Raw genomic sequence first — 23326 nt, 5'->3', positions numbered from 1 at the left:
CACCCGGCGGAATACCGGGCGGGCACGGGGGCGGCACCGCACGTCCGGACGCCCCGCGGGTCGCGGCACCGAACAAGGACGGGAGAGCACGCGTGGCGCGCAGCGTGTACGTGACCGGGATCGACCGGGGGGACGGCCGTCAGGTCGTCGAGCTGGGAGTCATGGAGCTTCTGACGCGTCAGGTGGACCGGGTCGGGGTCTTCCGCCCGCTGGTCCATGACGGACCCGACCGGCTCTACGAGCTGCTGCGGGCCCGCTACCGGCTCTCGCAGAGCCCGGCCACCGTCTACGGCCTGGACTACCACGAGGCCTCCGCCGTACAGGCGGAGAAGGGTACCGACGAGCTGGTCTCCCGGCTCGTCGAACGCTTCCACCAGGTGGCCCGGGAGTACGAGGTGGTCCTCGTCCTGGGCAGCGACTTCGCCGCCACCCAGCTCCCCGACGAGCTGGCACTGAACGCCCGCCTCGCCAACGAGTTCGGGGCCTCGGTGATCGCGGTGGTCGGCGGCAAGGGCCAGACCGCGGAGTCCGTCCGCGCCGAGACCCGTAACGCCTACCGCGCCTACGCCGGCCTCGGCTGCGACGTGCTGGCCATGGTGGTGAACCGGGTCGCCGCCGAGGACCGCGCGACGATCGCGGAGCGGCTCACGGCCCGGCTGCCGGTGCCCGTCTCCGTACTGCCGGACGACCCGGCGCTCTCGGCCCCCACGGTCGCCCAGATCACCGCGGCGCTGGACGGCACGGTGCTGCTCGGCGACGAGTCGGGGCTCGCACGCGACGCGCTGGACTTCGTGTTCGGCGGGGCGATGCTGCCGAACCTGCTGAACGCGCTGACGCCCGGCTGTCTGGTCGTCACCCCCGGGGACCGGGCGGATCTGGTGGTGGGTTCGCTGGCCGCGCACAGCGCGGGCACCCCGCCCATCGCGGGCGTGCTGCTGACCCTGGACGAGCGCCCCGGCGAGGAGATACTCACGCTGGCCGCCCGGCTCGCACCGGGGACCCCGGTCGTGTCGGTGGCCGGCGGATCCTTCCCCACCGCTACCGAACTCTTCACCCTCGAAGGGAAGTTGAACGCGGCGACTCCTCGCAAGGCGGAGACCGCCCTCGGCCTGTTCGAGCGCCATGTCGACACCGGCGCGCTCCTGGAGCGGATCTCGGTGGCCCGCAGCGGACGCGTCACGCCGATGATGTTCGAGCACGAGCTGCTGGAGCAGGCCCGCTCCGACCGCAAGCGCGTGGTGCTGCCGGAGGGCACCGAGGAGCGGGTGCTGCGCGCCGCCGACGTCCTGCTGCGCCGGGACGTCTGCGACCTCACGCTGCTCGGCGATGTGGACGTGATCCGCAAGAAGGCCGCCGACCTCGGCATCGACCTCGCGGACACCCAGCTGATCGACCCGCACACCTCGGAGCTGCGGGGGGGCTTCGCCGAGCGGTACGCCGAACTGCGCGCACACCGCGGGGTGACGGTGGAGCTGGCCGTCGACGTGGTGGCGGACGTGAACTACTTCGGCACGCTGATGGTGCGGGAGGGGCTGGCCGACGGGATGGTGTCCGGGTCGGTGCACTCCACGGCGGCGACGATCCGCCCGGCGTTCGAGATCATCAAGACGAAGCCGGACGCCAGAATCGTGTCGTCCGTCTTCTTCATGTGCCTGGCCGACAAGGTGCTCGTGTACGGCGACTGCGCGGTCAACCCGGACCCGGACGCGGAGCAGCTCGCGGACATCGCGATGCAGTCGGCGGTGACGGCGGCCCGGTTCGGCGTGGAGCCCCGGATCGCGATGCTGTCGTACTCCACCGGGACCTCCGGCTCCGGCGCGGACGTCGACAAGGTCCGCGAGGCCACCGAGCGGGTACGGGCGGAGCGCCCCGAGCTGCGGGTGGAGGGGCCGATCCAGTACGACGCGGCGGTCGAGCCGTCCGTCGCGGCGACGAAGCTGCCCGGGTCGGAGGTGGCCGGGCAGGCCACCGTGCTGATCTTCCCGGACCTGAACACCGGCAACAACACCTACAAGGCCGTGCAGCGCTCGGCGGGCGCGGTGGCGGTCGGCCCGGTGCTCCAGGGTCTGCGCAAGCCCGTCAACGACCTGTCACGCGGAGCGCTCGTCCAGGACATCGTCAACACCGTGGCGATCACGGCGATCCAGGCGCAGGGCGAGGAGCTCCCCGTATGACGTTCTCCGTTACCGACCACGAAAGCACGGCAGCCCCTGTGGAACCGCACCGCGTCCTCGTCCTCAACTCCGGCTCCTCGTCGGTGAAGTACCAGCTCCTCGACATGCGTGACCGCTCCCGGCTCGCCTCCGGCCTGGTCGAGCGGATCGGTGAGGAGACCTCGCGCCTGGTGCACACGCCGCTGACCGGTGGCGCCGCCGGGCCCCGTGAGCGTACGGGCCGGATCGCCGACCACGCGGCGGCGCTGGAGGCGGCGGCCGAGGAACTGGCGGCGGACGGCCTGGGCCTCGACTCCCCCGAACTCGCCGCGATCGGGCACCGGGTGGTGCACGGCGGGCTGAGGTTCAGCGCGCCGACCGTGATCACCGACGAGGTGCTGAAGGAGATCGAGCGTCTCGTCCCGGTCGCGCCGCTGCACAACCCGGCGAACATCACCGGCATCCGTACGGCACAGGCGCTGCGGCCCGACCTGCCGCAGGTCGCGGTCTTCGACACGGCGTTCCACACGACGATGCCGGAGGCCGCCGCGCGGTACGCGATCGACGTGGAGACCGCCGACGCGCACCGGATCCGCCGCTACGGCTTCCACGGCACCTCGCACGCGTACGTCTCGCGGAAGACGGCCGAGCTGCTGGGCAAGGCCCCGGAGGAGGTGAACGTGATCGTGCTGCACCTGGGCAACGGGGCGTCGGCCTCGGCGGTCGCGGGCGGGCGGTGCGTGGACACCTCGATGGGGCTGACGCCCTTGGAAGGGCTCGTGATGGGTACGCGCTCCGGGGACATCGATCCGGCGGTCACCTTCCATCTGAAGCGGGTGGCGGGCATGTCGGCCGACGACATCGACGTCCTGCTGAACAAGAAGAGCGGGCTGGTCGGCCTGTGCGGCGACAACGACATGCGGGTGATCCGCCGCCGGATCGACGAGGGCGACGAGCGGGCCGCGCTGGCCTTCGACATCTACGTCCACCGGCTGAAGAAGTACATCGGCGCCTATACGGCGGTGCTCGGCCGGGTGGACGCGGTGGCGTTCACGGCGGGGGTCGGGGAGAACGCGGCGCCGGTGCGGGAAGCTGCCATCGCGGGCCTGGAGGAGCTGGGCATGGCGGTGGACGCCTCGCTCAACGCCGTACGGTCCGGAGAGCCGCGGCTGATCTCGCCGGAGTACGCGCGGGTGGCGGTCGCCGTGGTGCCGACGGACGAGGAGCTGGAGATCGCCGACCAGACGTTCGCGCTCGTCGACCTGCCGCGGCCCGTGGGCCTCGGAGGGGTCGACAACTGAGCGCCCCCGCGCCCCTTTGTATCTTCCACCAGACGGAATATTCCGCAGCGAAACAAACCGATAGGATCCGCCTCATGCGCCGTTCCAAAATCGTCTGCACCCTCGGTCCCGCCGTCGACTCCCATGAGCAGCTCGTCGCTCTGATCGAGGCCGGCATGAGCGTGGCCCGTTTCAACTTCAGTCACGGAACCCACGAGGAACACCAGGGCCGTTACGACCGCGTCCGCAAGGCGGCCGCCGAGACCGGCCGCGCGGTGGGCGTGCTCGCCGACCTCCAGGGCCCGAAGATCCGGCTCGCGAAGTTCGCCGAGGGCCCGGTCGAGCTGGTCCGCGGGGACGAGTTCACCATCACCTCCGAGGACGTCCCCGGCGACAAGTCGATCTGCGGCACGACCTACAAGGGTCTGCCCGGCGACGTCACCAAGGGTGACCCGATCCTGATCAACGACGGCAACGTCGAACTGAAGGTCGTGGCGGTCGAGGGCCCCCGGGTGAAGACCATCGTCATCGAGGGCGGTGTCATCTCCGACCACAAGGGCATCAACCTGCCCGGCGCGGCGGTCAACGTCCCGGCCCTGTCCGGCAAAGACGTCGAGGACCTGCGCTTCGCCCTGCGGATGGGCTGCGACCTGGTCGCCCTCTCCTTCGTCCGGGACGCCGAGGACGTCAAGGACGTCCACAAGGTGATGGACGAGGAGGGCCGCCGGGTCCCCGTCATCGCCAAGGTGGAGAAGCCGCAGGCCGTCGAGCACATGGAGGGCGTCGTCGCGGCGTTCGACGGTGTGATGGTGGCCCGTGGCGACCTGGCCGTCGAATACCCGCTGGAGAAGGTCCCGATGGTGCAGAAGCGCCTGGTGGAGCTGTGCCGGCGCAACGCCAAGCCGGTGATCGTGGCGACCCAGATGATGGAGTCGATGATCACCAACTCGCGTCCGACCCGCGCCGAGGCGTCCGACGTCGCCAACGCGATCCTGGACGGCGCGGACGCGGTCATGCTGTCCGCCGAGTCCTCGGTCGGCGCGTACCCGATCGAGACGGTCAAGACAATGGCGAAGATCGTCGTCGCCGCGGAGGAGGAGCTGCTCTCCAAGGGCCTCCAGCCGCTGGTCCCCGGCAAGAAGCCCCGTACGCAGGGCGGTTCGGTGGCCCGCGCGGCCTGCGAGATCGCGGACTTCCTGGACGGCAAGGCCCTGGTCGCCTTCACCGAGTCCGGCGACACCGCCCGCCGCCTCTCCCGCTACCGCACGGCCCAGCCGATCCTGGCCTTCACCACGGACGAGTCCACCCGCAACCAGCTCGCCCTGAGCTGGGGCGTCGAGTCCCACGTCGTCCCGCACGTGGACAACACCGACGCGATGGTCGACCTCGTGGACGCGGAGCTGCTGAAGCTGAACCGCTACAACCACGGCGACACGATGGTAATCACCGCCGGCTCGCCCCCCGGCGTCCCCGGCACCACCAACATGGTCCGGGTGCACCACCTGGGCGGCGGCGAGCGGGACTGACCGCGCCCCGCACCGCAGAGCCGTGGGCCGTACTCCAGGTGAGGAGTACGGCCCACGGCGCTGTGCGGCTCCCGGACGGGTTCGGGGGCGGCGGCTGTCGGCTAGCTCCTGCCGCCGTCGAGGTAGTTCTTCAGTCCCGGGACGGTGAGCGTGCCGCCGAACTGGCCGGCCTGGGTCACCTTCACCTTGGTGAAGAAGGCGAAGGGGACGTTCAGCGGCGGCGGGGTCTTGGGGCTGAAGGTGATCGGGATGAGGCCGAAGAGGTTGCCCTTCAGCTCCTCCGTGTACATCGTCACCTCGCCGTCGCGGATCGTCGACGTGGATCCGGGCCGCGACTTCACATGGCCGGTCGTGCCTGCCGGGCCGACAGTCAGCTGGTGCAGGTCCTTGATGTCGATGGAGCTGGCGGTGAACTTCAGCACCTTCTTGACGCTGCCGTCCGCCTTCTTCACCTCGACGATGCCGTGGTAGTCCAGGCCGTTGAGGGTGAGCAGTGTCGACTCCAGGATCCACGGGTCGGACGGGAGCAGCGGGATGCCGGGCTCCAGATCGGCCGCGGCGAGCGCGTCCGGGTCGGGCTCGGGGCACGGGAAGCGGGGCTTGGCGCCGTCCGGGATGTCCTCGTCCCTCTTGGGGTCGAGTCCCTTGACGTCCTCGTCGAGCTCCTCGACCTCCTCGCCCGCCTTCTCGGCCGCCTCGCGGATGGCGTCGGCCGTCCTGTCGGACGTCTCCTTCGCCTTGTCCGCCGCGCTCCCGACCGGGTCCTTCGGCTCGTCCTTCGCCGGGTCCTTCGGCTCGCCGGACGGCTTCGGGGCCTCGGTCGTGGGGCTCGGGGACGGGCTCGCCGGCTCCTCGGCCTTGTCCTCGGCCTTGTCGGGCCCGTCGAAGAGGTCCTTGAGCGCGTCGCCGAGCCCGAGCGGGTCGAGCGGGTTCTTCGACTTCGTGGGCGTCGGGGTCGCGGAGGGCGCCTCGGTGGGCTTCTCCCCGGCGGACCGCGCCGACCTGTCCTCGGCTTCGGGCTTCACTCCGGCCGCCGGGTCCTTGGCCGCTTCGGAGGCGGAACCGCTCGCCGAGGGCTTGGGGGTCGCGGCGTCGTCCTTGCCGCCGCCCTCGCCCTTGTCCTTCTCGTCCTTCGCCGTGGCCGACGGGGACGGGGTGGCCTCGGGCGACTCGGACTCGCTCGGCTCGTCGGACCGGGTGACGCACGGTCCCGGCGCGAACGGGATGTCGGCGCGGTCCTCGGCCAGGGCCAGCTTGGGGGTCAGCCCCATGCCCACGAAGACCGCCGTCGGCATCGCCGCGAGCGCCAGCGCCTTCTTGCCGCTGGGCAGGTGGAGCTTGGTCAGCAGCGACTTCCGGGGGGCCGCGTGACGGGGGCCCTTGCGCTCGCGGAGGTCGTCGCCGGGGTAGGCGTTGACCTGCCGTCCGTCGTCACCCCGCACGATGCCCCCCAGCCTCGGCGTCGGCTGCCAGGTCGGACCCGGCGCCCTGCTGCTGGGGTACGGCCGCGGCGTGGAGCTCGCCCTCGGAGTACTCCTCGTACGGCAGGTCCTTCGCCGGCGGGGTACGCCGTGCGCCCTGCTCGTCGTACGGCTCCTCGTCGCTCTTCGCCTCGCCCGGGGCCCAGGAAATGGACAGGGCTCCGCCGATGAGGGCGAGGACGAATCCGACGACGAAGCCGCCGATGTTGGCGATGGGGATGGAGATCAGCGCCAGCAGGATCGCCGCGACACCGGCGAACACCCGGACGATGTGGTGGAACCACATCGTCAGACCCAGCGTGATCAGCAGAACCCCGATGATCAGGGCACCGGCGCCGGTGGTGGTGGACATCGTCAGCGTCATGTTGCCGAGGTGCATGTTGGCGTACGGGAAGTAGGCGATGGGAACGCCACCGGCCATGGTGAACAGTCCGGCCCAGAACGGACGGTTACCCCGCCAGGCGCGGAAGCGTCGCCGAAGGACGCGCATGTAGTGCTCGTTCTGCCCTGTGGACTCGGGGCTCATGGAAAACAGCTCCCTGGAACCGGTACTGCCGTGAGAAGGGGAGGGTGGGTGGCCGGAAAGCCCTGAGGGGACGTTCCGGCCACCCTGGCCGGAGGGCTAGAAGCACTCCTTGACGCCCGTGTGCAGCCTCAGCTTCAGGTCGCTGAGCTTGAAGGTGCCGGCCGTGGTCGCCCACGCCGTCTGCTTCACGTTGGTCAGCGTGGCCTTGTCGGCGCGCTGCGCGAAGCCTCCCATTTTCGCCTCGGTGCCCGGCTGGATGCCGATGCTCCCCGGCTTGTTCTTCTTCTCCAGCGATCCGGCACCGACACCGATGTCGATGTTCTCGAAGTCGGCGTCGGCGTCGAGCTGCGCGACGTCCAGGTAGAGGTTGGTCGCCCTGACCGGCTTGTTCGGGTTCGTACCGGCGTTCAGCATGAGGCTGACATTGCCGAGGAAGGGGACCTTCGGCGTGACGACCGACTGACACATGTTGGTGATCGTGGCGCTACTGAAGCCCGACACCGCGACCGCGTGCCCCTCGGGCTTCTTACCCTCAATGTCGGTGCCGACGGCGACGCTGCCGTACTGGACGAAGTTCTCGCCCTCCAGCTTGTCGGTGCTGACCTTGAAGCTCTGCCCGGACACACTGAACGACGCGGCCAGCGCGCCCTGCGCGAGGCCGACGCCCACCGCCGCCGTGGCGACGACGCTCGGCACCATGACCAGAGCGAACCGCTTCCATCTCGTCCCACCGCGAACCTGGGAACTCATACCTTGCTCCTTCTTCTCGGACGTACATCTCCGGCCGGGCGTCGTGCCCGTCCGGGATGGGAGAAGTGCTACGTCCTCGGGAAGGAGAGCGCCCGCGAACGGAGACGTGTCCCGCATCCGATCCACCGGCGTTCACCCCCGAGCGACAACCACTGGCCGCGCTTTTCGCGCGGCCGGCCGGACAGGCCCCGCCTGTGGGCGGGAACCCCCCTGTCCGCGGTCGGCGCCACTGCCGCCGACCACTCGGTGGGGACCCAACAGACCCTCAGGCACCGGCTGGAGGCCGGGCTGGAGGTGGTGGACCGAGCGTGGCCGATCGTGGTGCATTCACGGCCGTGGCACAAGAGGGATCGTTACTCGCTAGTAACGCCTCGATAACCGCGACCTGACAGGGCGCCGTCACATGGCGACGCAGGGTGGCACGAAAAGGAAAGGCAAATGGCGGGAAACTTCCCGGAAACGGGACAGAATAACCGGCCCGTCTTACTGCGAGTAACAGCTCGCACCTTTGTCAAGATTTGGTAAAGCGAGGGCTTCTCGTACCGCTCTTTGGCGTCAGGACGGCAAAACGGCCGCCCCGCCCGAGGGGCGGTGCGGCCGTCTTGTCACATCGGAACAATCGGGCGCGTCCGGAGCGGACGGCGGGCCGGTGTCAGAACAGGACGCGGGCCAGCGCGGTGCGTGCGGCGGTGACCCTGGGGTCATCCGGACCGATCACCTCGAACAGCTCCAGCAGTCGCAGCCGGGCGGCGTCGCGGTCGTCGCCGGCGGTGCGGCGGACCGCCACGACGAGTCGGCCGAAGGCGTCCTCGACATGGCCGCCGACCAGATCCAGGTCAGCGGCGGCGATCTGGGCGTTCACATCGCCCGGGTTGTCCGCGGCTTCCTTGCGGACCGCCTGCGGGTCCATGTTCTGCACCCGGCCGAGCAGCTCCGCCTGAGCCAGGCCGAGCTTGGCCTCCGGGTTGCCCGGGTCGTCGGAGAGCACGTTCTTGTACGCCTGGACGGCGCCGCCGAAGTCATTGGCGTCGAGAGCCGACGCGGCGGCCTCCAGCACGGCGTCGTACGGGCCGGCCGGCACCTCGGCCGGGACCTCGTCCGCCGGGGCGGCGTCCGGGTCGACGGCGATCCCGGTCAGCCCGAAGCGCTCCTCGCCGACCTGGATCAGCTGATCAAGCGTCTCGCGGATCTGGGCCTCGGGAGCCGCGCCCTGGAAGAGCGGGAGGGCCTGTCCGGCCACGACGGCGAAGACGGCCGGAATGCCCTGGATGCCGAACTGCTGCATCAGCATCTGGTTGGCGTCGACATCGACCTTGGCCAGCAGGAAACGGCCGTTGTACTCGACGGCCAGGCGCTCCAGCAGAGGGCCCAGCTGCTTGCACGGCTCGCACCATTCGGCCCAGAAGTCGATGACGACGGGGACCTCGGCAGAGCGCTGGAGGACATCGCGCTCGAAACCGGCTTCATCGACGTCGATCACGAGGGCGGCGGGCGCGACGGCGCCGGTGCCCCCGGTACGGGAGGCCTCCGCGCGGGCCTGCTCCGCCTTGGCCTTGGCCTCACCGGCCGCCTTGACAGCGGCGAGGTCGACAACGCCGCTCATGGACATGTTCCTAGGCTGCATACGTACATCCTCCCCCCTGAGCACACCGTTCCGAAAAGCGAGTGCGAGAACCGGCCCGGTCCGGGTCCCCCACCGGTGTGCGGGGGATGACGGGCCGGGGCGGAACGGACCGGGTCCCTGAAAGACCCGGGTGGACCTTCCGGATCCCCGTCCGGCCGGTCCGTGCGGCACCGGGTCCCCACCCGGCGCCTGGGGTTCGGTGAAGAACCCCGGTGGCTGTCGCTCGTTCGTTCCGTGGCGCACGGAGGGCGGGGCGACCCGCCTTCCTTACGCTACGACCCGTAGCGTAACTGCCGATCACCCCGCCGGGACAGGGGTTCCCGGTGATCTGTCTCACGGCAACCGGAGCACAACCGCTCCCCCTACCGGCCGGTATGGTCGCCGCATCATGAACGACAGCGACCCCAAAGCCACCCGAACAGGACGTCCGCGCAGCACCGCGGCCGACGCCGCGATCCTCGAAGCGACGCGGGCGTCCCTGGTCGATCTCGGCTGGTCGAAGCTGACGATGGGCGATGTGGCGACCCGGGCCGGTGTCGCCAAGACGACCCTCTACCGGCGCTGGGCGGGCAAGAACGAGCTGGTCGTGGACGCGGTCGCCGTTCTCTTCGACGAGCTGGAGCTGCCCGACCGGGGCAGTCTGGCCGCCGACGTGCAGGGCGTCGTACTCCAGTTCGCCGCCCTCCTGGAGCGGCCCGAGGCCCGGACCGCGCTGATGGCGGTGGTCGCCGAGTCCACCCGCGACGACTCGCTGCGCCTCCGGATCCGCTCGGCCATCGTGGACCGGCAGAAGCGGCTGGTGCTGCTGGGGCGGGAACGCGCCCAGGCCCGCGGCGAGCTGCGGTACGAGGACGACGCCTCGACGACCGCCCGCAACGCGGACCTGATCTTCGACGTGATCGCCGGAGCGGTGGTGCACCGCACCCTGGTGAGCGCGGAACCGGTGGACGCCGAGTGGGCGAGCGGCTTCACCTCGCTGCTGCTGCTGGGGCTGGCCGGCGCCCAGGCCGCGTAGACCAGGCCGCGTGGCAGAGGCGCTCGGACTCAGACCTGGTAGCGCCCCGGCGCGAACAGGTGCAGGTGCTCCGCCACCCAGGCCGAGGTCCGCTCCAGGCCTTCCTCCAGGGTGACTTCGGGCTCCCAGCCCGCCCACGTGCGGGCACGGTTGTTGTCGGAGAGCAGCCGGTGCACCTCACTGCCGGAGGGCCGCAGCCGCGCCGGGTCCACGACGATCCCGGCGTCCCGGCCGGAGGCAGTGATGAGGGCCTTCGCGAGGTCCCCGACCGAAATCTCCCGGCCGGTACCGAGGTTGACGCTCTCCCCCAGGGCCCGGTCGCAGCCGGCCAGCGCCAGGAACCCGGCCGCGGTGTCGGTGACGTACGTGAAGTCGCGGGTCGGAGTCAGCGAGCCGAGCCGGATCTCCCGCGCCCCGGAGTGCAGTTGGGCGAGGATCGTGGGGATGACGGCGCGGGCCGACTGGCGGGGCCCGTAGGTGTTGAACGGCCGCACCACCGTCACCGGCAGCTCGAAGGCGTGCCAGTGGGACAGCGCCATCATGTCCGCGCCGATCTTCGAGGCGGAGTACGGGGACTGCGGCTGGAGCGGGTGGTCCTCTCCGATCGGGGCGGTGCGGGCGCTCCCGTAGACCTCACTGGTAGAGGTGTGCAGGAGGCGGCGGACGGAGTGGCGGCGGCAGGCCTCGGCGATGTTCTCGGTGCCGACGACGTTCGTACGGACGTACGCGCCCGGAGAGTCGTAGCTGTACGGAATGCCGATGAGCGCGGCGAGGTGGAAGACCGTGTCGCAGCCCTCGACCGCGTCCATCACCCGGCCCGCGTCGCCGACGTCCCCGGCGATCATCTCTACCGGACCGTGCGGATCGTCGAGGTAGCGGGCGAGGTGGCCCTTGTCGGCGTACGGCTTGTAGTGGACGAACGCCCGGACGCGTGCGCCGCGTCGGACGAGCAGGTCGACGAGGGTGGAGCCGATGAAACCCTCGGCCCCGGTGACGAGGACCGTGCGGCCGTTCCAGTCGATGGCGCTGTCGATGGTGTCGGTCATGAGGTGGACTCCTGTACTGAGGAAAGGTTCACGGGGCCGGCGGCGAGGCGGACGACCGTCTCGGCCAGCAGGTCGGCGGCGCGGGCGTGGTTGCCCGGGTCGGCGGCGCGTCCCATCACGGCGAGCCGGGCCGGGGCGGCGAGCAGCGGGTCGATCAGCGTGGCCAGCCGGTCGGCGGTGGTCTCGGCGTCGGGGACGAGGTGGGCGGCGCCGGCGCCGGAGAGGACCCGGGCGTTGTGGGTCTGGTGGTCGCCGGGGGCGTGCGGGTACGGCACGAGGACGGCGGGCACCCCGGTCGCGGCGAGCTCCGCGATCGTGGCGGAGCCCGCCCGGCACACCACCAGGTCGGCGACCGCGTAGGCGAGGTCCATCCTGTCCAGGTAGGGCACCGCCTGAGCGACGGGCCCCGGTCCCGCGTCGGCGGGCGTCCGGGACTCCCCCGGCTCGACGGCCCCGGCACCCGCATCGGCCAGCTTCCGCCGGGTCTCCGCGAGCGCGGCCGGGCCCGTCTTGATCAGGAGGTGGACGTCCGCGCGGCCCCGCCAGCGGGCGGCGAGGCCCACGGCTGCGGCGGTGAGGCGGGCCGCGCCGAGGCTGCCGCCGTTGAAGAGGACGACCCGTGCCCCCTCCGGTATCCCGAAGGCGCGGCGGGCCTCCTCGCGCAGGGCGGGCCGGTCCAGGGCGGCCAGGGACGCGGCGATCGGCATGCCGACGGTCCGCGCCCGCTCGCCGCCCGAGAGATGGGCGCGGCTGCCGTCGAAGGCGACGGTGAGGTTGCCGGTGAGCCGGGCGGCGAACTGGTTGGCCCGGCCGGGAACGGCGTTGGACTCGTGGATCACGCTGGGCAGCCCGGCCATCCGCGCGCCGACGATCGCCGGGGCGCTCGGGTAGCCGCCCATGCCGACGACGACCTGGGCCCGCTGGGTGCGCAGGACCGAGCGGGCCTGGGCGCCGGAGCGCAGGAGGGCGGCCGGGAGCAGGAAGCGCTTCGCGCCGAGCGCGGAGTCGAAGGGGATCATGTCGACGGTGTGCAGCCGGTAGCCGGCCGCCGGGATCAGGGTCGTTTCCAGACCGCGTTCGGTGCCGATGAAGGAGATGACCGCGTCCGGGTCGGCGCGGCACAGGGCCTCGGCGAGGGCGAGACCGGGGTAGATGTGGCCGCCGGTGCCGCCCGCACCGATCACGACGGAGAGTGGTGTGCGCATGGCCGCCACTCTCGGCGGGCGGCTTAAGAGGGTTCTAAGAGTCCGGTTTGGCAGGCTTCGGGTATGAGCGGCATGAGCGGCACGCGGAGTACGAGCAGGATCCTGGTGGCCGAGGACGAACCGGACGTGCGGGCCGCCGTCGAGGACGGGCTGAGCGTCGAGGGATACGAGGTCCGGGGCGTCGGCGACGGCCTGGCCGCGCTGTCGGCGGTGGCCGCCTGGGAGCCGGACGCGCTGGTCCTGGACGTGATGATGCCGGTCCTCGACGGGCTCGCGGTGTGCCGGAGGCTGCGGGCGATGGAGGACCGCACACCGGTGCTGGTGCTGACCGCGCTGTCGTCGGTGAGCGAGCGGGTGGACGGTCTGGAGGCGGGGGCCGACGACTATCTGGTGAAGCCGTTCGCGCTGGACGAACTGGTGGCGCGGGTGCGGGCGTTGCTGCGGCGGGCCGCGCCGCACGCCCCGGACGGGGATCTCGTCTTCGCGGACCTGACGCTGGATCCGGTGACGCGGACCGGTCGGCGCGGCGGCCGCCCGGTGGAGTTCTCCCGCACCGAAGCCGCCCTGCTGGAGCTGCTGCTGCGTCACCCGGGGCAGGTGCTGCCCCGGGAGGTGATCCTGGAGCGGGTCTGGGGCGAGGACTTCGGGCCCGACTCCAACTCGCTTGCGGTGTACGTGGGTTATCTGCGGCGGAAGCTGGAGGCGGGCGGCGAGCCGAGGCTCGTCCACACCGTGCACGGGCTCGGCTACCGGCTGGACGTGGCGTGAGCGGGGTGCGGAGGCTGGGCGCCCGCTGGCGGCGCAGGCGGCCCCTGCGTACCCGGTTGGCGATGGCGGCCTCGGCGGCGGTGGCGCTGGTCGCGGTCGGGGTGTGCGCGGCGGCGTTCTTCGTCATCCGCTACGAGCTGCTGCACCAGCTGGACCTGTCCCTGACCCAGTCGGCGACCCGGGTGATCCAGGAGAACCGGGGCGAGGGGCCGCGGACCGTGGCCGGGGAGTGCCGCTACCTCTCCGCGCCCGCCTGCGCCCAGATCGTCCCCGCCGACCCGGCGGCGGACCCGGCGGCCCCGTATCCGCTGCCCGTCTCCGCCCCCGTACGCGAGGTGGCGGCGGGGGCGCGGGCCCCGTACTACAGCAACGTCACCCGCTTCGGGCAGTCGCTGCGGATGCTGACGACCCCGCTGGGGGACCGGCGGGCCCTCCAGGTGGCGTTGCGCGCGGACCCGGTGGAGAAGGGCGTGCGGCAGGCGGCCGTGGTGCTCGCGGCGGTCGGCGGGGCGGGCGTCCTGCTGGCGGGGCTGCTCGGGTACGCCGTGTCGCGCACGGGCCTGGCCCCGGTGGCCCGGCTGACCATGACCGCCGAGCGGATCGCGGCGACCCGGGACCCGCGCCACCGCATCGAGCTGCCGCCGGGCCCGCCGGGGCGGCGGGACGAGGTGACGCGGCTGGCCGCCAGTTTCAACACGATGCTCGGGGAGCTGGAGCAGTCGGTGAGCTCGCAGCGCCGGCTGGTCGCGGACGCCTCGCACGAGCTGCGGACCCCGCTGACCGCGCTGCGCACCAACGCGGAGCTGCTGGCCCGCGGGGACCGTCTGACGCCCGCGCAGCGCGACCGGGCGTCGGGGGCGCTGGGGCGGGGGATCCGGGAGGTGACCGGGCTGGTGAACGACCTGATCGAGCTGGCCCGGGACGAGGAGCCGCTGCCGCTCCTCGAGGAGGTGCGGATCGCGGAGGTGGCGGAGCACACGGTGGCCGTGGCCCGGACGCACTGGCCCCAGACCCGTTTCCTGCTGGAGCTGGGGGCGGGCGCGGCACAGGAGACCCGGCCCGGTGTCCCGGCGCGGCTGGCCCGGCTGCTGACGAACCTGCTGGACAACGCGGCCAAGTTCAGCCCGCCGGGCACCCCTGTGGAGGTGGCGCTGAGCACGTACGGGACCGGTGGCGGGGGCGGTGGACGTGATGGGGGCGGGCTCGAACTGACGGTCCGGGATCACGGGCCGGGGATCCCGGCCGGGGACCTCCCGTACGTCTTCGACCGCTTCTACCGCGCCGAGGCGGCGCGCGCCCTGCCCGGCTCGGGTCTTGGCCTGGCGATGGCCCGGCAGATCGCCCGCGCCCATGGTGCGGAGCTGACGGCGGGGGCGGCGCCCGGCGGCGGGGCGCTGTTCGCGCTGACGTTCGGGGAGGGCCCGCGGGGGCCCTCCCCCGCCGGCCCGGTGGGAGGCCGCCGGGCCGGCGGGAAGGGCGGTCCTCAGAAGCCCGGCGGCTCCGTGTAGGTGCCCCACTCCTCGCGCAGCACCCCGCAGATCTCGCCCAGCGTGGCCTCGGCCCGTACCGCGTCCAGCATCGGCGCGATCATGTTGGAGCCGTCGCGGGCGGCGGCGAGCATCGCGTCCAGGGCGGCGGTCACCCTGGCGTCGTCGCGGTGGGCCTTGCGGTCGGCGAGCTGGCTGACCTGGTCGCGTTCGACCTCGTGGCTGACGCGGAGGATCTCCAGGTCGCCGGTGACCGAGCCGTGGTGGACGTTGACGCCGACGACCCGCTTGTCGCCCTTCTCCAGGGCCCGCTGGTACTGGAACGCGGACTCGGCGATCTCGCCGGTGAACCAGCCGTCCTCGATACCGCGCAGGATGCCGGAGGTCATCGGGCCGATGGGGTGCTGACCGTCGGGGTGGGCCCGGGTGCCGCGCTCCCTGATCTGGTCGAAGATCTTCTCGGCCTCGGCCTCGATCCGGTCGGTGAGCTGCTCGACGTACCAGGAGCCGCCCAGCGGGTCGGCCACGTTGGCGACGCCGGTCTCCTCCATCAGCACCTGCTGGGTGCGCAGGGCGATCTCGGCGGCCTGCTCGGAAGGGAGCGCGAGGGTCTCGTCGAGGGCGTTGGTGTGCAGTGAGTTCGTGCCGCCGAGGACGGCGGAGAGCGCCTCCACCGCCGTCCGTACGACGTTGTTGTACGGCTGCTGCGCGGTGAGGGAGACTCCGGCGGTCTGGGTGTGGAAGCGCAGCCACTGCGCCTTGTCGGTCTTCGCGCCGTACGTCTCCTTCATCCAGCGGGCCCAGATGCGGCGGGCGGCGCGGAACTTGGCGATCTCCTCGAAGAAGTCCAGGTGCGCGTCGAAGAAGAAGGAGAGCCCGGAGGCGAAGGCGTCGACGTCCAGGCCGCGGGAGAGGCCGAGCTCCACGTAGCCGAAGCCGTCCGCGAGGGTGTACGCCAGCTCCTGCGCGGCCGTCGCCCCGGCCTCGCGGATGTGGTAGCCGGAGACGGAGAGCGGCTTGTAGGCGGGGATGTCGCGGGCGCAGTGCTCCATCAGGTCGCCGATGAGGCGCAGGTGGGGCTCGGGCTGGAAGAGCCACTCCTTCTGCGCGATGTACTCCTTGAAGATGTCGGTCTGGAGCGTGCCGTTGAGCACGCCCGGGTCGACACCCTGGCGCTCGGCGGCGACCAGGTACATGCAGAAGACCGGGACGGCCGGGCCGCTGATCGTCATGGAGGTGGTGACGTCGCCGAGGGGGATGTCACCGAAGAGGATCTCCATGTCGGCGGCGGAGTCGATGGCGACCCCGCAGTGTCCGACCTCGCCGAGCGCGCGCGGGTCGTCGGAGTCGCGGCCCATCAGCGTCGGCATGTCGAAGGCGACGCTGAGTCCGCCGCCGCCCGCCGCGAGGATCATCTTGTAGCGCTCGTTGGTCTGCTGGGCGTTGCCGAAGCCGGCGAACTGGCGGATGGTCCAGGTGCGGCCCCGGTAGCCGGTGGGGTGCAGCCCACGGGTGAAGGGGTACTCCCCCGGCCAGCCGATCCGCTCGAATCCCTCGTACGTGTCGCCGGGGCGTGGCCCGTACGCGGGCTCGACCGGGTCCCCGGAGAGCGTGGTGAAGTCCGCGTCACGCTTGCGGGCCTTGTCGTAGCGGGCCTGCCAGCGGAGGCGGCCTTCCTCGATCGCGTCAGCGTCCATACCTCGAATTTACTAGGACGTCCTAGTAAATGTCGATGGGAAACCGCCCGGCGCTTTTCGCGCGGGGCGGTTCGGGGTGATCCGGAGGCCCTGGGGTTCAGGCCTTCGCCGGGGCCGGTGCGGCGTCGGTGACCATGGCGCGGGCCTCCCGGCTGACCTTCGGCTCGACGAAGAACGAGGCGAAGGGGATGCAGCCCGCGGCCAGCACCCACAGGAGCTTGCCGAAGGGCCACTTCGCCTTGGAGCCGAGATCGAAGGCGAAGACGACGTAGACGATGAACAGCACGCCGTGGATCTGGGAGATCAGCATGGTGTCGCCGGTCTCGAAGCCGTACTTCGCTATGATCGCCGCGGTGAAGACGAGCAGCCAGACCGCGGTGACGTAGGCCATCACCCGGTAGCGGGTGAGCACGTTCTGTTTCATGGCTACGAGCGTAACGGGACGACCGGGGCGATCTTCGCGCGGCCCCGGCCCCGGCGGAGGCCGCCGGCCGGGGCCCCGCTCACCCCTCGTCGAAGTCCTGGGCCGCCACCCGCAGCGGCCGCAGCATGGCGAAGATCTCGGCGCACTCCTCGGAGTCGTACACCCCGAGCCCGAAGTCGACCGCGACCAGGTCCCGGGTGGCCGCCTCGACGACGTCGCGGCCCTTGTCGGTGATGGCGGCCAGCGTGCCGCGGCCGTCGTTCGGATTGGGCCGCTTGCCGACCAGACCGGACCTGACCAGCCGGTCCACGGTGTTGGTGACCGAGGTCGGATGCACCATCAGCCGCTCCCCGATCTTGGACATCGGCAGCTCACCGGCCTGGGAGAAGGTGAGCAGCACCAGCGCCTCGTACCGGGCGAAGGTCAGCCCGTACGGCTTGACGACGGCGTCGACCTCGGCGAGCAGGATCTGCTGGGCCCGCATGATCGAGGTGATCGCCCCCATCGAGGGCACGGGTCCCCAGCGCTGCTGCCAGAGCTCGTCGGCGCGGGCGATGGGATCGAAGGGAAGGCTGAGCGGCTTCGGCACGGCATCGACCTTACCGACTGGTCATATGCCGGTCAGCCCCGTCTCGTCCTTCGGTATCGGACATCCGTCCGGGGGCTGTCCTGCGGACCTCGGCCACGAGCAGGAGCGTGCAGACGGTACCGGTGATTCCGGATCCGGCGACCACCTGATGGACCGGGAAGAACTCGGCCGCGAGCCCGGCCAGCGCCATCCCGAGTCCCTGGACGGTCATCAGCCCGGCGGTGAGCAGCGTCATGGCCCGGCCGCGCAGCCCCTGGGGCACGGCGTCGACGAACCACTGGTCGAGCCCGACCACGTACGCGGCGCCCGCGCCGGCCAGCGCGAGGGCCGCCAGGGCGAGCGGCAGCCCGGGGCGGACCACGTACACGAGGAGCGGGAGCAGGCCGAGGGCGGCGACCGGCAGGACGATCCGGGAGCGGTTACGGGGGCTGAGCGCGGACCCCACGAACAGCTCGGCCCCGATGTGCCCGACGGCCATCGCGCAGAGCAGCAGCCCGAGCGCGGCGGGCGAGGCCCCGATCGCGTCGGCGTACGGGGCGGCGAGCGCCTCCGGGGCCACCACGAACATCGGGGGCAGCCAGAACAGCAGCATCAGCGCCCGGATGCGGCGGTCGCCCAGCACCAGGCGGGCCCCGGACAGCGACTCCTTCAGCAGCGTCCCCCCGCCGTCACCGGTGGCGGTGCGGGCGGGGCGGGTACGGGTGCCGAAGCGGAGGAGAGCGGCCGAGCACAGGAAGGTCACCACGGTGACGGTGATCGCGCCGCGCGGCGACAGCACGGTGAGCAGCACCCCTCCGGCGCCGAACCCGATGAGCATCGCGCTCTGCGAGACGATCCGCAGCAGCGAACGGCCCAGGACGTAGAGGTCGCCCTCGCCGAGGATGTCGGTGAGCGCCGCCATCCGGGTCCCGGTGAAGACGGGCGCGATCGCGGCGACCAGACAGCGCAGGGCGAGGAGTCCGGCGACCGGGGTGGCGGGCACCAGCATCACGGCGACGCAGGCCGCGCAGAGCAGGTCGCAGACGACCAGGACGCGGCGGGCCGGATAGCGGTCGGCGACCCCGGCGAACAGGGTCCCGCCGATCATGTACGGGAGCAGCCCCAGCGCGAACGTCAGCGCGCTGAGCAGCGGGGAGCCGGTGAGGTCGTAGACGAGCACGGTGAGCGCCAGTTCGCTGACCACGACGCCGAGCAGCGAGAGGAGGTGCGCGGCGAAGACGGCCCGGAACTCGGGTACGGCGAAGACGGCCCGGTAGCCGCGCGGGGCGTCGGCGGGGGCCTCGGGGTCGGTGCGCTCCCGGAGCGTGGGCCCGGGGCCCGGGTCGAGGTGGGCAGCACGCTCCGGGGGCGGAGCCGGGACCTGCGCCGCCGGGGCGGGCGGAGTACGGGGTGTGTCCGCCGGGGCGGGGCTGTCGGTCGGCATGGGACGAGCCTGTGGCCGGGGCGCGGCCGGTCCTAGACTTTCGGCTGGAGGCGAATGTTCAGGCCGCGAGGTGAGGGAGAGGCATGCCGTTCCAGCTGCACTTCGGCGAGAGCGATCTGCTGCGCTGCCGGTTCGCACTGTCTCCGCTGTTCGAGACCCAGGAGGCGGTGCGCACCCTGCACCGCACCGACCGCCACGGCTACCACCTGCCGTGGCTCCGCCGGATCCGGGAGGCGTCCGGGGCGCTGGACCTGGAGCCGCTGTGGCTGCTGATGCCGGACGACGGCCACAACCCGGACTTCATCTGCCCGCCACCGATCGGCCCGGTCGCCACGTTCGAGGAGGAGATCGCGGGCGTCCGGGCGGTCGATCCGGAGGTGGCGCGGGCGGACATGGCACTGGCGCTGGCGGAGCGGCCGGGCGCCCGCGATTCCGCGACGGGCCGGCGCCTCCTGGCCGATCCGGAACGGGCCGTGCACGAGCTCGCCGATCTGCTGGAGCAGGCCTGGCAGGCGCTGATCGAGCCGTACTGGCCCCGGCTGCGGGCCCTGCTGGAGGCGGACATCGCCTACCACTCCCGCCGACTGGCGGACAGCGGTCTGGAAGGGCTGCTGGGCGAGGTGAGCACGCAGCTGAGCTGGAACGGTTCGACGCTCACCGTGAAGGGGACGCGGGGCGACCACGAGCAGGCGCTGGGCGGCCAGGGGCTGGTGCTGATGCCGAGCGTCTTCGTCTGGCCCGAGGTGGTGGGCGGCCACCTGGAGCCGTGGCAGCCCGGGCTGATCTACCCGGCGCGCGGGATCGGCGGGCTGTGGACCGAGGCCGGGGAGCGGACGCCGGAAACGCTTGCCCGACTGCTGGGCCGGGTCCGGGCCGACGTGCTGTGCGCGCTGGACGAACCGGCCGGGACGAGCACCCTGGCGCACCGGCTGGGCCTCGCCCCCTCGTCCGTGTCGGCCCATCTGTCCGTGCTGCGCGGGGCGGGCCTGCTGACCTCGCGGCGCTACGGGCACCAGGTGCTGTACGAGCGCACGCCGCTGGGGATCGCGCTGGCCGCCTCGGACCGAGGCGCATCGGAACACCGGGACTGCGAGGCATAGGGACACCGGGACACCGGGGCGTACGGGTTACGGACAGTGTCGCGCCACCACTCCGCGTAACCGTCATGTCACGATTACTCACGTTTCCCGTGTCCGTGAGCCACCGCCGTCCGAGGGGTCTGGATGTCCGGCCGCAGAATCGTCCCCCGCGCCTTCGCTCTCCCCCGCGCTTTTCCCCGCGCCTTTCCCGCCCTGACCGCAGCCCTCCTGGCGGCCGCCCTCGCGGCGGGCTGCTCCTCGCCGGACGGCGCACGGGGCGGCGAGGAGGGCGCCGAGCTCGTCCGGGGAGAACCCGCCCCGAGCGCGGCCTCCCCGTACTGGGTCGACCCGAACAGCGACGCGGCCCGCCAGGTGCGCACCTGGGAGAAGCAGGGGCGCGAGACGGAAGCGAAGATCCTGCGGCGGATCTCCGGCCGGCCGGTGGCCGACTGGCCCGCGTGGGACGACCCGGCCCCGGAGATCCGGGCCGCCGCGAGGTCCGCCGCCCGCACGAAGAAGACCATCCTGCTGGTGGCGTACAACATCCCGCACCGCGACTGCGGGCTCTACTCCGCGGGCGGCGCGAAGGACGCGGACTCCTACCGGTCCTGGATCGGGGAGTTCGCCGACGCCATCGGGGACGCGCGCGCGACCGTGATCCTGGAGCCCGATGCCCTCCCCCACATCACGGACGGCTGCACCCCGCCCGAACACCACGCCGAGCGCTACCAGCTCCTCTCCGAGGCGGTGGACACGCTCAAGGCCCTGCCGCACACGAGGGTCTACCTGGACGCGGGCAACCCGGAGTGGATCGACGAGCCGTCCAAGATGGCGCAGCCGCTGCGGCAGGCCGGCGTCGACCGCGCCGACGGCTTCTCGCTGAACGTCTCCAACTTCCAGTCGAACGACAGCGTGAAGACGTACGCCGACCGGCTCTCCGACGCGGTGGGCGGCTCGCACTTCGTGATCGACACCAGCCGCAACGGCAACGGCCCCCTGTCCGGGGGCCGTGAGGAGGCCTGGTGCAATCCGCCGGGCCGGGGACTCGGCACGCCGCCGACCACCGACACCGGCGACGACCGGCTCGACGCCTATCTGTGGATCAAGCGGCCGGGCGAGTCCGACGGCACCTGCCGGGGCGGCCCGCCGGCCGGCGACTGGTGGCCGGAGTACGCGCTCGGCCTGGCCAGGCGCGCGGCGTCCTGAGGCCGCGCGCCCCGGCCCTCAGGCGACCTTGACCCACTTCGCCTCGGAGGGGACGCCGTCGGCGTCCGTGACGAAGAGCATGTACCAGCCGGGCGGCACCAGCGTGGGGGCGTCCGGCACGGTCACGCTCACCTTGCCGTCGCCCTTCTTCAGACCCAGCTCGATGGAGCGCTGCTCCACATCCGTGGTGTGGGTGACGGCGCTCGGCCGCATCAGCCGGGCGGTGGCGATCCGGTCCGCGTCGGCGCTCTCGTACGTCACCGTCGCGCCGCGTTCCGTGGCCTCGGGGCCGTTCCCGATCACCGGGCGCTTGCCCTTGCCGCGGTGCAGGGCGGGCGGGGTGTAGACCTCCATGCGCTGTTCGAACTTGCCCAGCTTGGTGTTGTCCTTGTCGCCGTAGAGCGGGTCGGAGCCGAAGGTCGCCACCCGCCCGTCGGGCAGCAGCAGCGCCTCGGAGTGGTAGTTGCGCCCCACCGTCGGGTCGGCCGCCTCCTTGAAGGTGTTGGTCTTCGGGTGGTAGGTCTGCGCCTTCATGATGTTGCTGTTCCCGCGGCCCCGGTAGTCCACCGATCCACCGCTGGTGAAGACGGTGTCGTCGGGCATGATCACGCTGTTCAGGTAGCGCGTGCCCTGCGGCAGGTCGGGGCCCGGCTCGAAGGCCGGGCTGTCCTTCTTGAGGTCGATGACCGCCGTGCGGGCCGTGGACTTCCTGGACTCGCCGACCCCGCCGCCGCCGAGGACCATCACCTTCTGGTCCTGCACGGGCGGCAGCAGCAGCGAGGCCGCCGTCTCCAGTTCGTCGGTGTCGGTCAGCCCGGGCACCTTGGTGAAGGTCTTCTTCTCGATGTCCCAGATCCCGGGCTCGCGCCCCTTGTCCGCCGGGCCGTAGCCGGCGTTCGCGCCCGGGTAGAAGAGCTTGCCGCCCTTGGTGAGGAAGAGCGCCGGGTAGGTCGGGAAGTACTGGAAGGGGCCCTCGGACCACTTCTTGGTCTTGGGGTCGTAGATCTCGTTGTCGCCGGGGAGGATCGCGCCGACGTCGTCGAGGCCGGAGACGGCGAGCACCTTGCCGTCCTCCAGGCCGACGAGCGTCGGATACCAGCGGGCCTCCTTCATGGGGTCGACCTTGATGTACTTCTCCGCCGTCGGGTCGAACTCGTAGGCGGCGCGGATGCCCTGGAAGTCCTGCTTGTCCATGGTGATCTTCTCGGCGAGGCCGTAGGAGTTGTCGGCGGCCTTGCCCTTCAGCCCGACGATCTCGTACTGGGCGGCCTCCGTCGTCACCGCCTCGGGGCCTTCGTCCACCGCCTCGACGAAGACCCGCTGCTCGGCGGCGGTCACCTTGGTCTTCCACGGCTTCATCTGGCCGCTCTCGAAGTAGTCGACCTCGAACTCGCGCTTGGCCTTGGGGACCGTGACGTCGAACTTGGCCACGTACTCGACGCCGGAGGGCGAGCGGAAGACCGTGCCCTTCTTGAGCTTCAGCGGCTTGTCCGGGTTCTCGTTCTTGACCCGCATACCGCCGCCGGCCCGCTTCACCTTGTCGTCGAGCACCTCGTAGCGGGCGGTGCCGCCCGCGATCAGCAGGCGGCCGTCGGGGAGCTGGGCGTGGCCGCCGCAGAAGAAGTCCTCGGGGGTGGGGATCTTCTGGAAGGTGTTCTCGGCCGGATCCCACAGCACCGTGTCGAAGGTGCCCGCGTCGAAGTGCGCCTCGTCGTTGCCGGAGCCCGCGACGATCAGCACCTTCCCGGTGTGCAGGAGCGCCGCGTGGATGGCGTTGGTGCGGTACTCCTTCGGGATGTCCACCTGCTCCCAGGAGCCGTACTCCGCCTTGTACTCCGGTTGGTCGATCTTGTACGCGTGGTACCTGTCCTCGGCGAAGGACAGGGCCGCGGGAGCGTTCAGCCCGGCGAGCAGCACCACCGCGCCACCTCCCAGGAGCGTCTTCCTCATCTTCTTCGAGGGCCGGTAGGCCATGGTTCAGTTCCCTCCTGCGGTGGTGGTGCCGGCGCTCGCCGTGGTGGTCGCCGACGGGGTGGGGGTGGGGGTG

19 protein-coding genes are annotated in these 23326 nt (G+C 71.8%); 8 read left to right on the top strand and 11 right to left on the bottom strand.

Annotated features, from left to right (window positions below; all coding sequences use genetic code 11):
• Positions 1-92: 92 nt before the first annotated feature.
• The 3 genes from pta to pyk all read left to right on the top strand — a co-directional run bounded on the left by pta (position 93) and on the right by pyk (position 4959).
• Entirely contained in the window at positions 93-2174 is a 2082-nt protein-coding gene (gene pta / locus B9S58_RS10110) for a phosphate acetyltransferase (protein WP_103531777.1), read from the top strand.
• A gap of 38 nt (positions 2175-2212) precedes the next feature.
• The gene (locus B9S58_RS10105; protein ID WP_181009256.1) at positions 2213-3454 is read left to right on the top strand and encodes an acetate kinase; all 1242 of its coding nucleotides are present in this window, start codon (positions 2213-2215) and stop codon (positions 3452-3454) included.
• 74 nt (positions 3455-3528) lie between these two features.
• Entirely contained in the window at positions 3529-4959 is a 1431-nt protein-coding gene (gene pyk / locus B9S58_RS10100; RefSeq protein ID WP_103531775.1) for a pyruvate kinase, read from the top strand.
• A 101-nt stretch (positions 4960-5060) separates the two neighbouring features.
• On the opposite strand, the gene B9S58_RS10095 is transcribed toward pyk, so the two are convergent.
• The 4 genes from B9S58_RS10095 to B9S58_RS10075 form a co-directional block, all read right to left on the bottom strand.
• Positions 5061-6401, bottom strand: a complete 1341-nt coding sequence (locus tag B9S58_RS10095; protein WP_103531774.1) for a hypothetical protein — start codon at positions 6399-6401, stop codon at positions 5061-5063.
• A complete protein-coding gene (locus tag B9S58_RS10090) occupies positions 6391-6966 on the bottom strand; it encodes a DUF6114 domain-containing protein (RefSeq protein WP_103531773.1) in 576 nt (191 codons plus the stop codon). The genes B9S58_RS10095 and B9S58_RS10090 overlap by 11 nt, the downstream gene beginning before the upstream one ends.
• 96 nt (positions 6967-7062) lie before the next feature.
• A complete protein-coding gene (locus B9S58_RS10085; protein WP_103531772.1) occupies positions 7063-7716 on the bottom strand; it encodes a DUF6230 family protein in 654 nt (217 codons plus the stop codon).
• A 652-nt stretch (positions 7717-8368) separates the two neighbouring features.
• Positions 8369-9340, bottom strand: a complete 972-nt coding sequence (locus tag B9S58_RS10075; protein WP_103531771.1) for a tetratricopeptide repeat protein — start codon at positions 9338-9340, stop codon at positions 8369-8371.
• Positions 9341-9728: 388 nt separating this feature from the next.
• Here B9S58_RS10075 and B9S58_RS10070 point away from each other — a divergent pair, with 388 nt between their 5' ends.
• Positions 9729-10355, top strand: coding sequence for a TetR/AcrR family transcriptional regulator (locus B9S58_RS10070; RefSeq protein WP_103531770.1), 627 nt, complete (start codon positions 9729-9731; stop codon positions 10353-10355).
• A 29-nt stretch (positions 10356-10384) separates the two neighbouring features.
• Here the strand turns inward: B9S58_RS10070 and B9S58_RS10065 are convergent, their stop codons facing one another.
• Positions 10385-11401 carry a GDP-mannose 4,6-dehydratase gene (locus tag B9S58_RS10065; protein WP_103531769.1) on the bottom strand — a complete coding sequence of 339 codons (1017 nt, stop codon included), beginning with the start codon at positions 11399-11401 and terminating at the stop codon, positions 10385-10387.
• Positions 11398-12606 (bottom strand): glycosyltransferase, encoded by a 1209-nt coding sequence (locus tag B9S58_RS10060; RefSeq protein WP_103531768.1) that lies wholly within the window; start codon positions 12604-12606, stop codon positions 11398-11400. Before B9S58_RS10060 ends, B9S58_RS10065 begins: the two co-directional genes overlap by 4 nt.
• A 63-nt stretch (positions 12607-12669) precedes the next feature.
• Between B9S58_RS10060 and B9S58_RS10055 the strand changes: the two genes are divergently transcribed.
• Together B9S58_RS10055 and B9S58_RS10050 are read left to right on the top strand one after the other, a co-directional pair.
• Positions 12670-13374 carry a response regulator transcription factor gene (locus B9S58_RS10055; RefSeq protein WP_181009255.1) on the top strand — a complete coding sequence of 235 codons (705 nt, stop codon included), beginning with the start codon at positions 12670-12672 and terminating at the stop codon, positions 13372-13374.
• Positions 13371-14882, top strand: coding sequence for a cell wall metabolism sensor histidine kinase WalK (locus B9S58_RS10050; protein ID WP_258044287.1), 1512 nt, complete (start codon positions 13371-13373; stop codon positions 14880-14882). Before B9S58_RS10055 ends, B9S58_RS10050 begins: the two co-directional genes overlap by 4 nt.
• Here B9S58_RS10050 and B9S58_RS10045 read toward each other — a convergent pair.
• From B9S58_RS10045 to B9S58_RS10030, 4 genes are all read right to left on the bottom strand, one after another.
• Positions 14858-16558: a methylmalonyl-CoA mutase gene (locus B9S58_RS10045; RefSeq protein ID WP_103531766.1), complete on the bottom strand. Its 1701-nt coding sequence runs from the start codon at positions 16556-16558 to the stop codon at positions 14858-14860. The genes B9S58_RS10050 and B9S58_RS10045 overlap by 25 nt on opposite strands.
• 97 nt (positions 16559-16655) lie before the next feature.
• Complete coding sequence (locus B9S58_RS10040) at positions 16656-16982, bottom strand: DUF3817 domain-containing protein (protein ID WP_103531765.1); 327 nt, start codon at positions 16980-16982, stop codon at positions 16656-16658.
• Positions 16983-17061: 79 nt separating this feature from the next.
• Positions 17062-17571, bottom strand: a complete 510-nt coding sequence (locus B9S58_RS10035) for a MarR family winged helix-turn-helix transcriptional regulator (RefSeq protein ID WP_103531764.1) — start codon at positions 17569-17571, stop codon at positions 17062-17064.
• Between the two features lie 10 nt (positions 17572-17581).
• Positions 17582-18994, bottom strand: coding sequence for an MFS transporter (locus B9S58_RS10030; protein WP_103531763.1), 1413 nt, complete (start codon positions 18992-18994; stop codon positions 17582-17584).
• Between the two features lie 83 nt (positions 18995-19077).
• Between B9S58_RS10030 and B9S58_RS10025 the strand changes: the two genes are divergently transcribed.
• Both B9S58_RS10025 and B9S58_RS10020 read left to right on the top strand, forming a co-directional pair.
• Entirely contained in the window at positions 19078-20094 is a 1017-nt protein-coding gene (locus B9S58_RS10025) for a DUF5937 family protein (RefSeq protein WP_103531762.1), read from the top strand.
• Positions 20095-20217: 123 nt separating this feature from the next.
• Positions 20218-21279 (top strand): glycoside hydrolase family 6 protein, encoded by a 1062-nt coding sequence (locus B9S58_RS10020; RefSeq protein WP_103531761.1) that lies wholly within the window; start codon positions 20218-20220, stop codon positions 21277-21279.
• Positions 21280-21297: 18 nt separating this feature from the next.
• On the opposite strand, the gene B9S58_RS10015 is transcribed toward B9S58_RS10020, so the two are convergent.
• On the bottom strand, positions 21298-23253 hold the full coding sequence (locus B9S58_RS10015) for a galactose oxidase-like domain-containing protein (RefSeq protein WP_103531760.1): 1956 nt from the start codon (positions 23251-23253) through the stop codon (positions 21298-21300).
• Between the last annotated feature and the right edge of the window lie 73 nt (positions 23254-23326).

The sequence above is a fragment of the Streptomyces sp. SM11 genome (assembly GCF_002910905.1).
Taxonomy (GTDB): domain Bacteria; phylum Actinomycetota; class Actinomycetes; order Streptomycetales; family Streptomycetaceae; genus Streptomyces.
The sequence above is the reverse complement of the archived record's forward strand: the minus strand, read 5'-3'. Positions and strand labels throughout refer to the sequence as shown.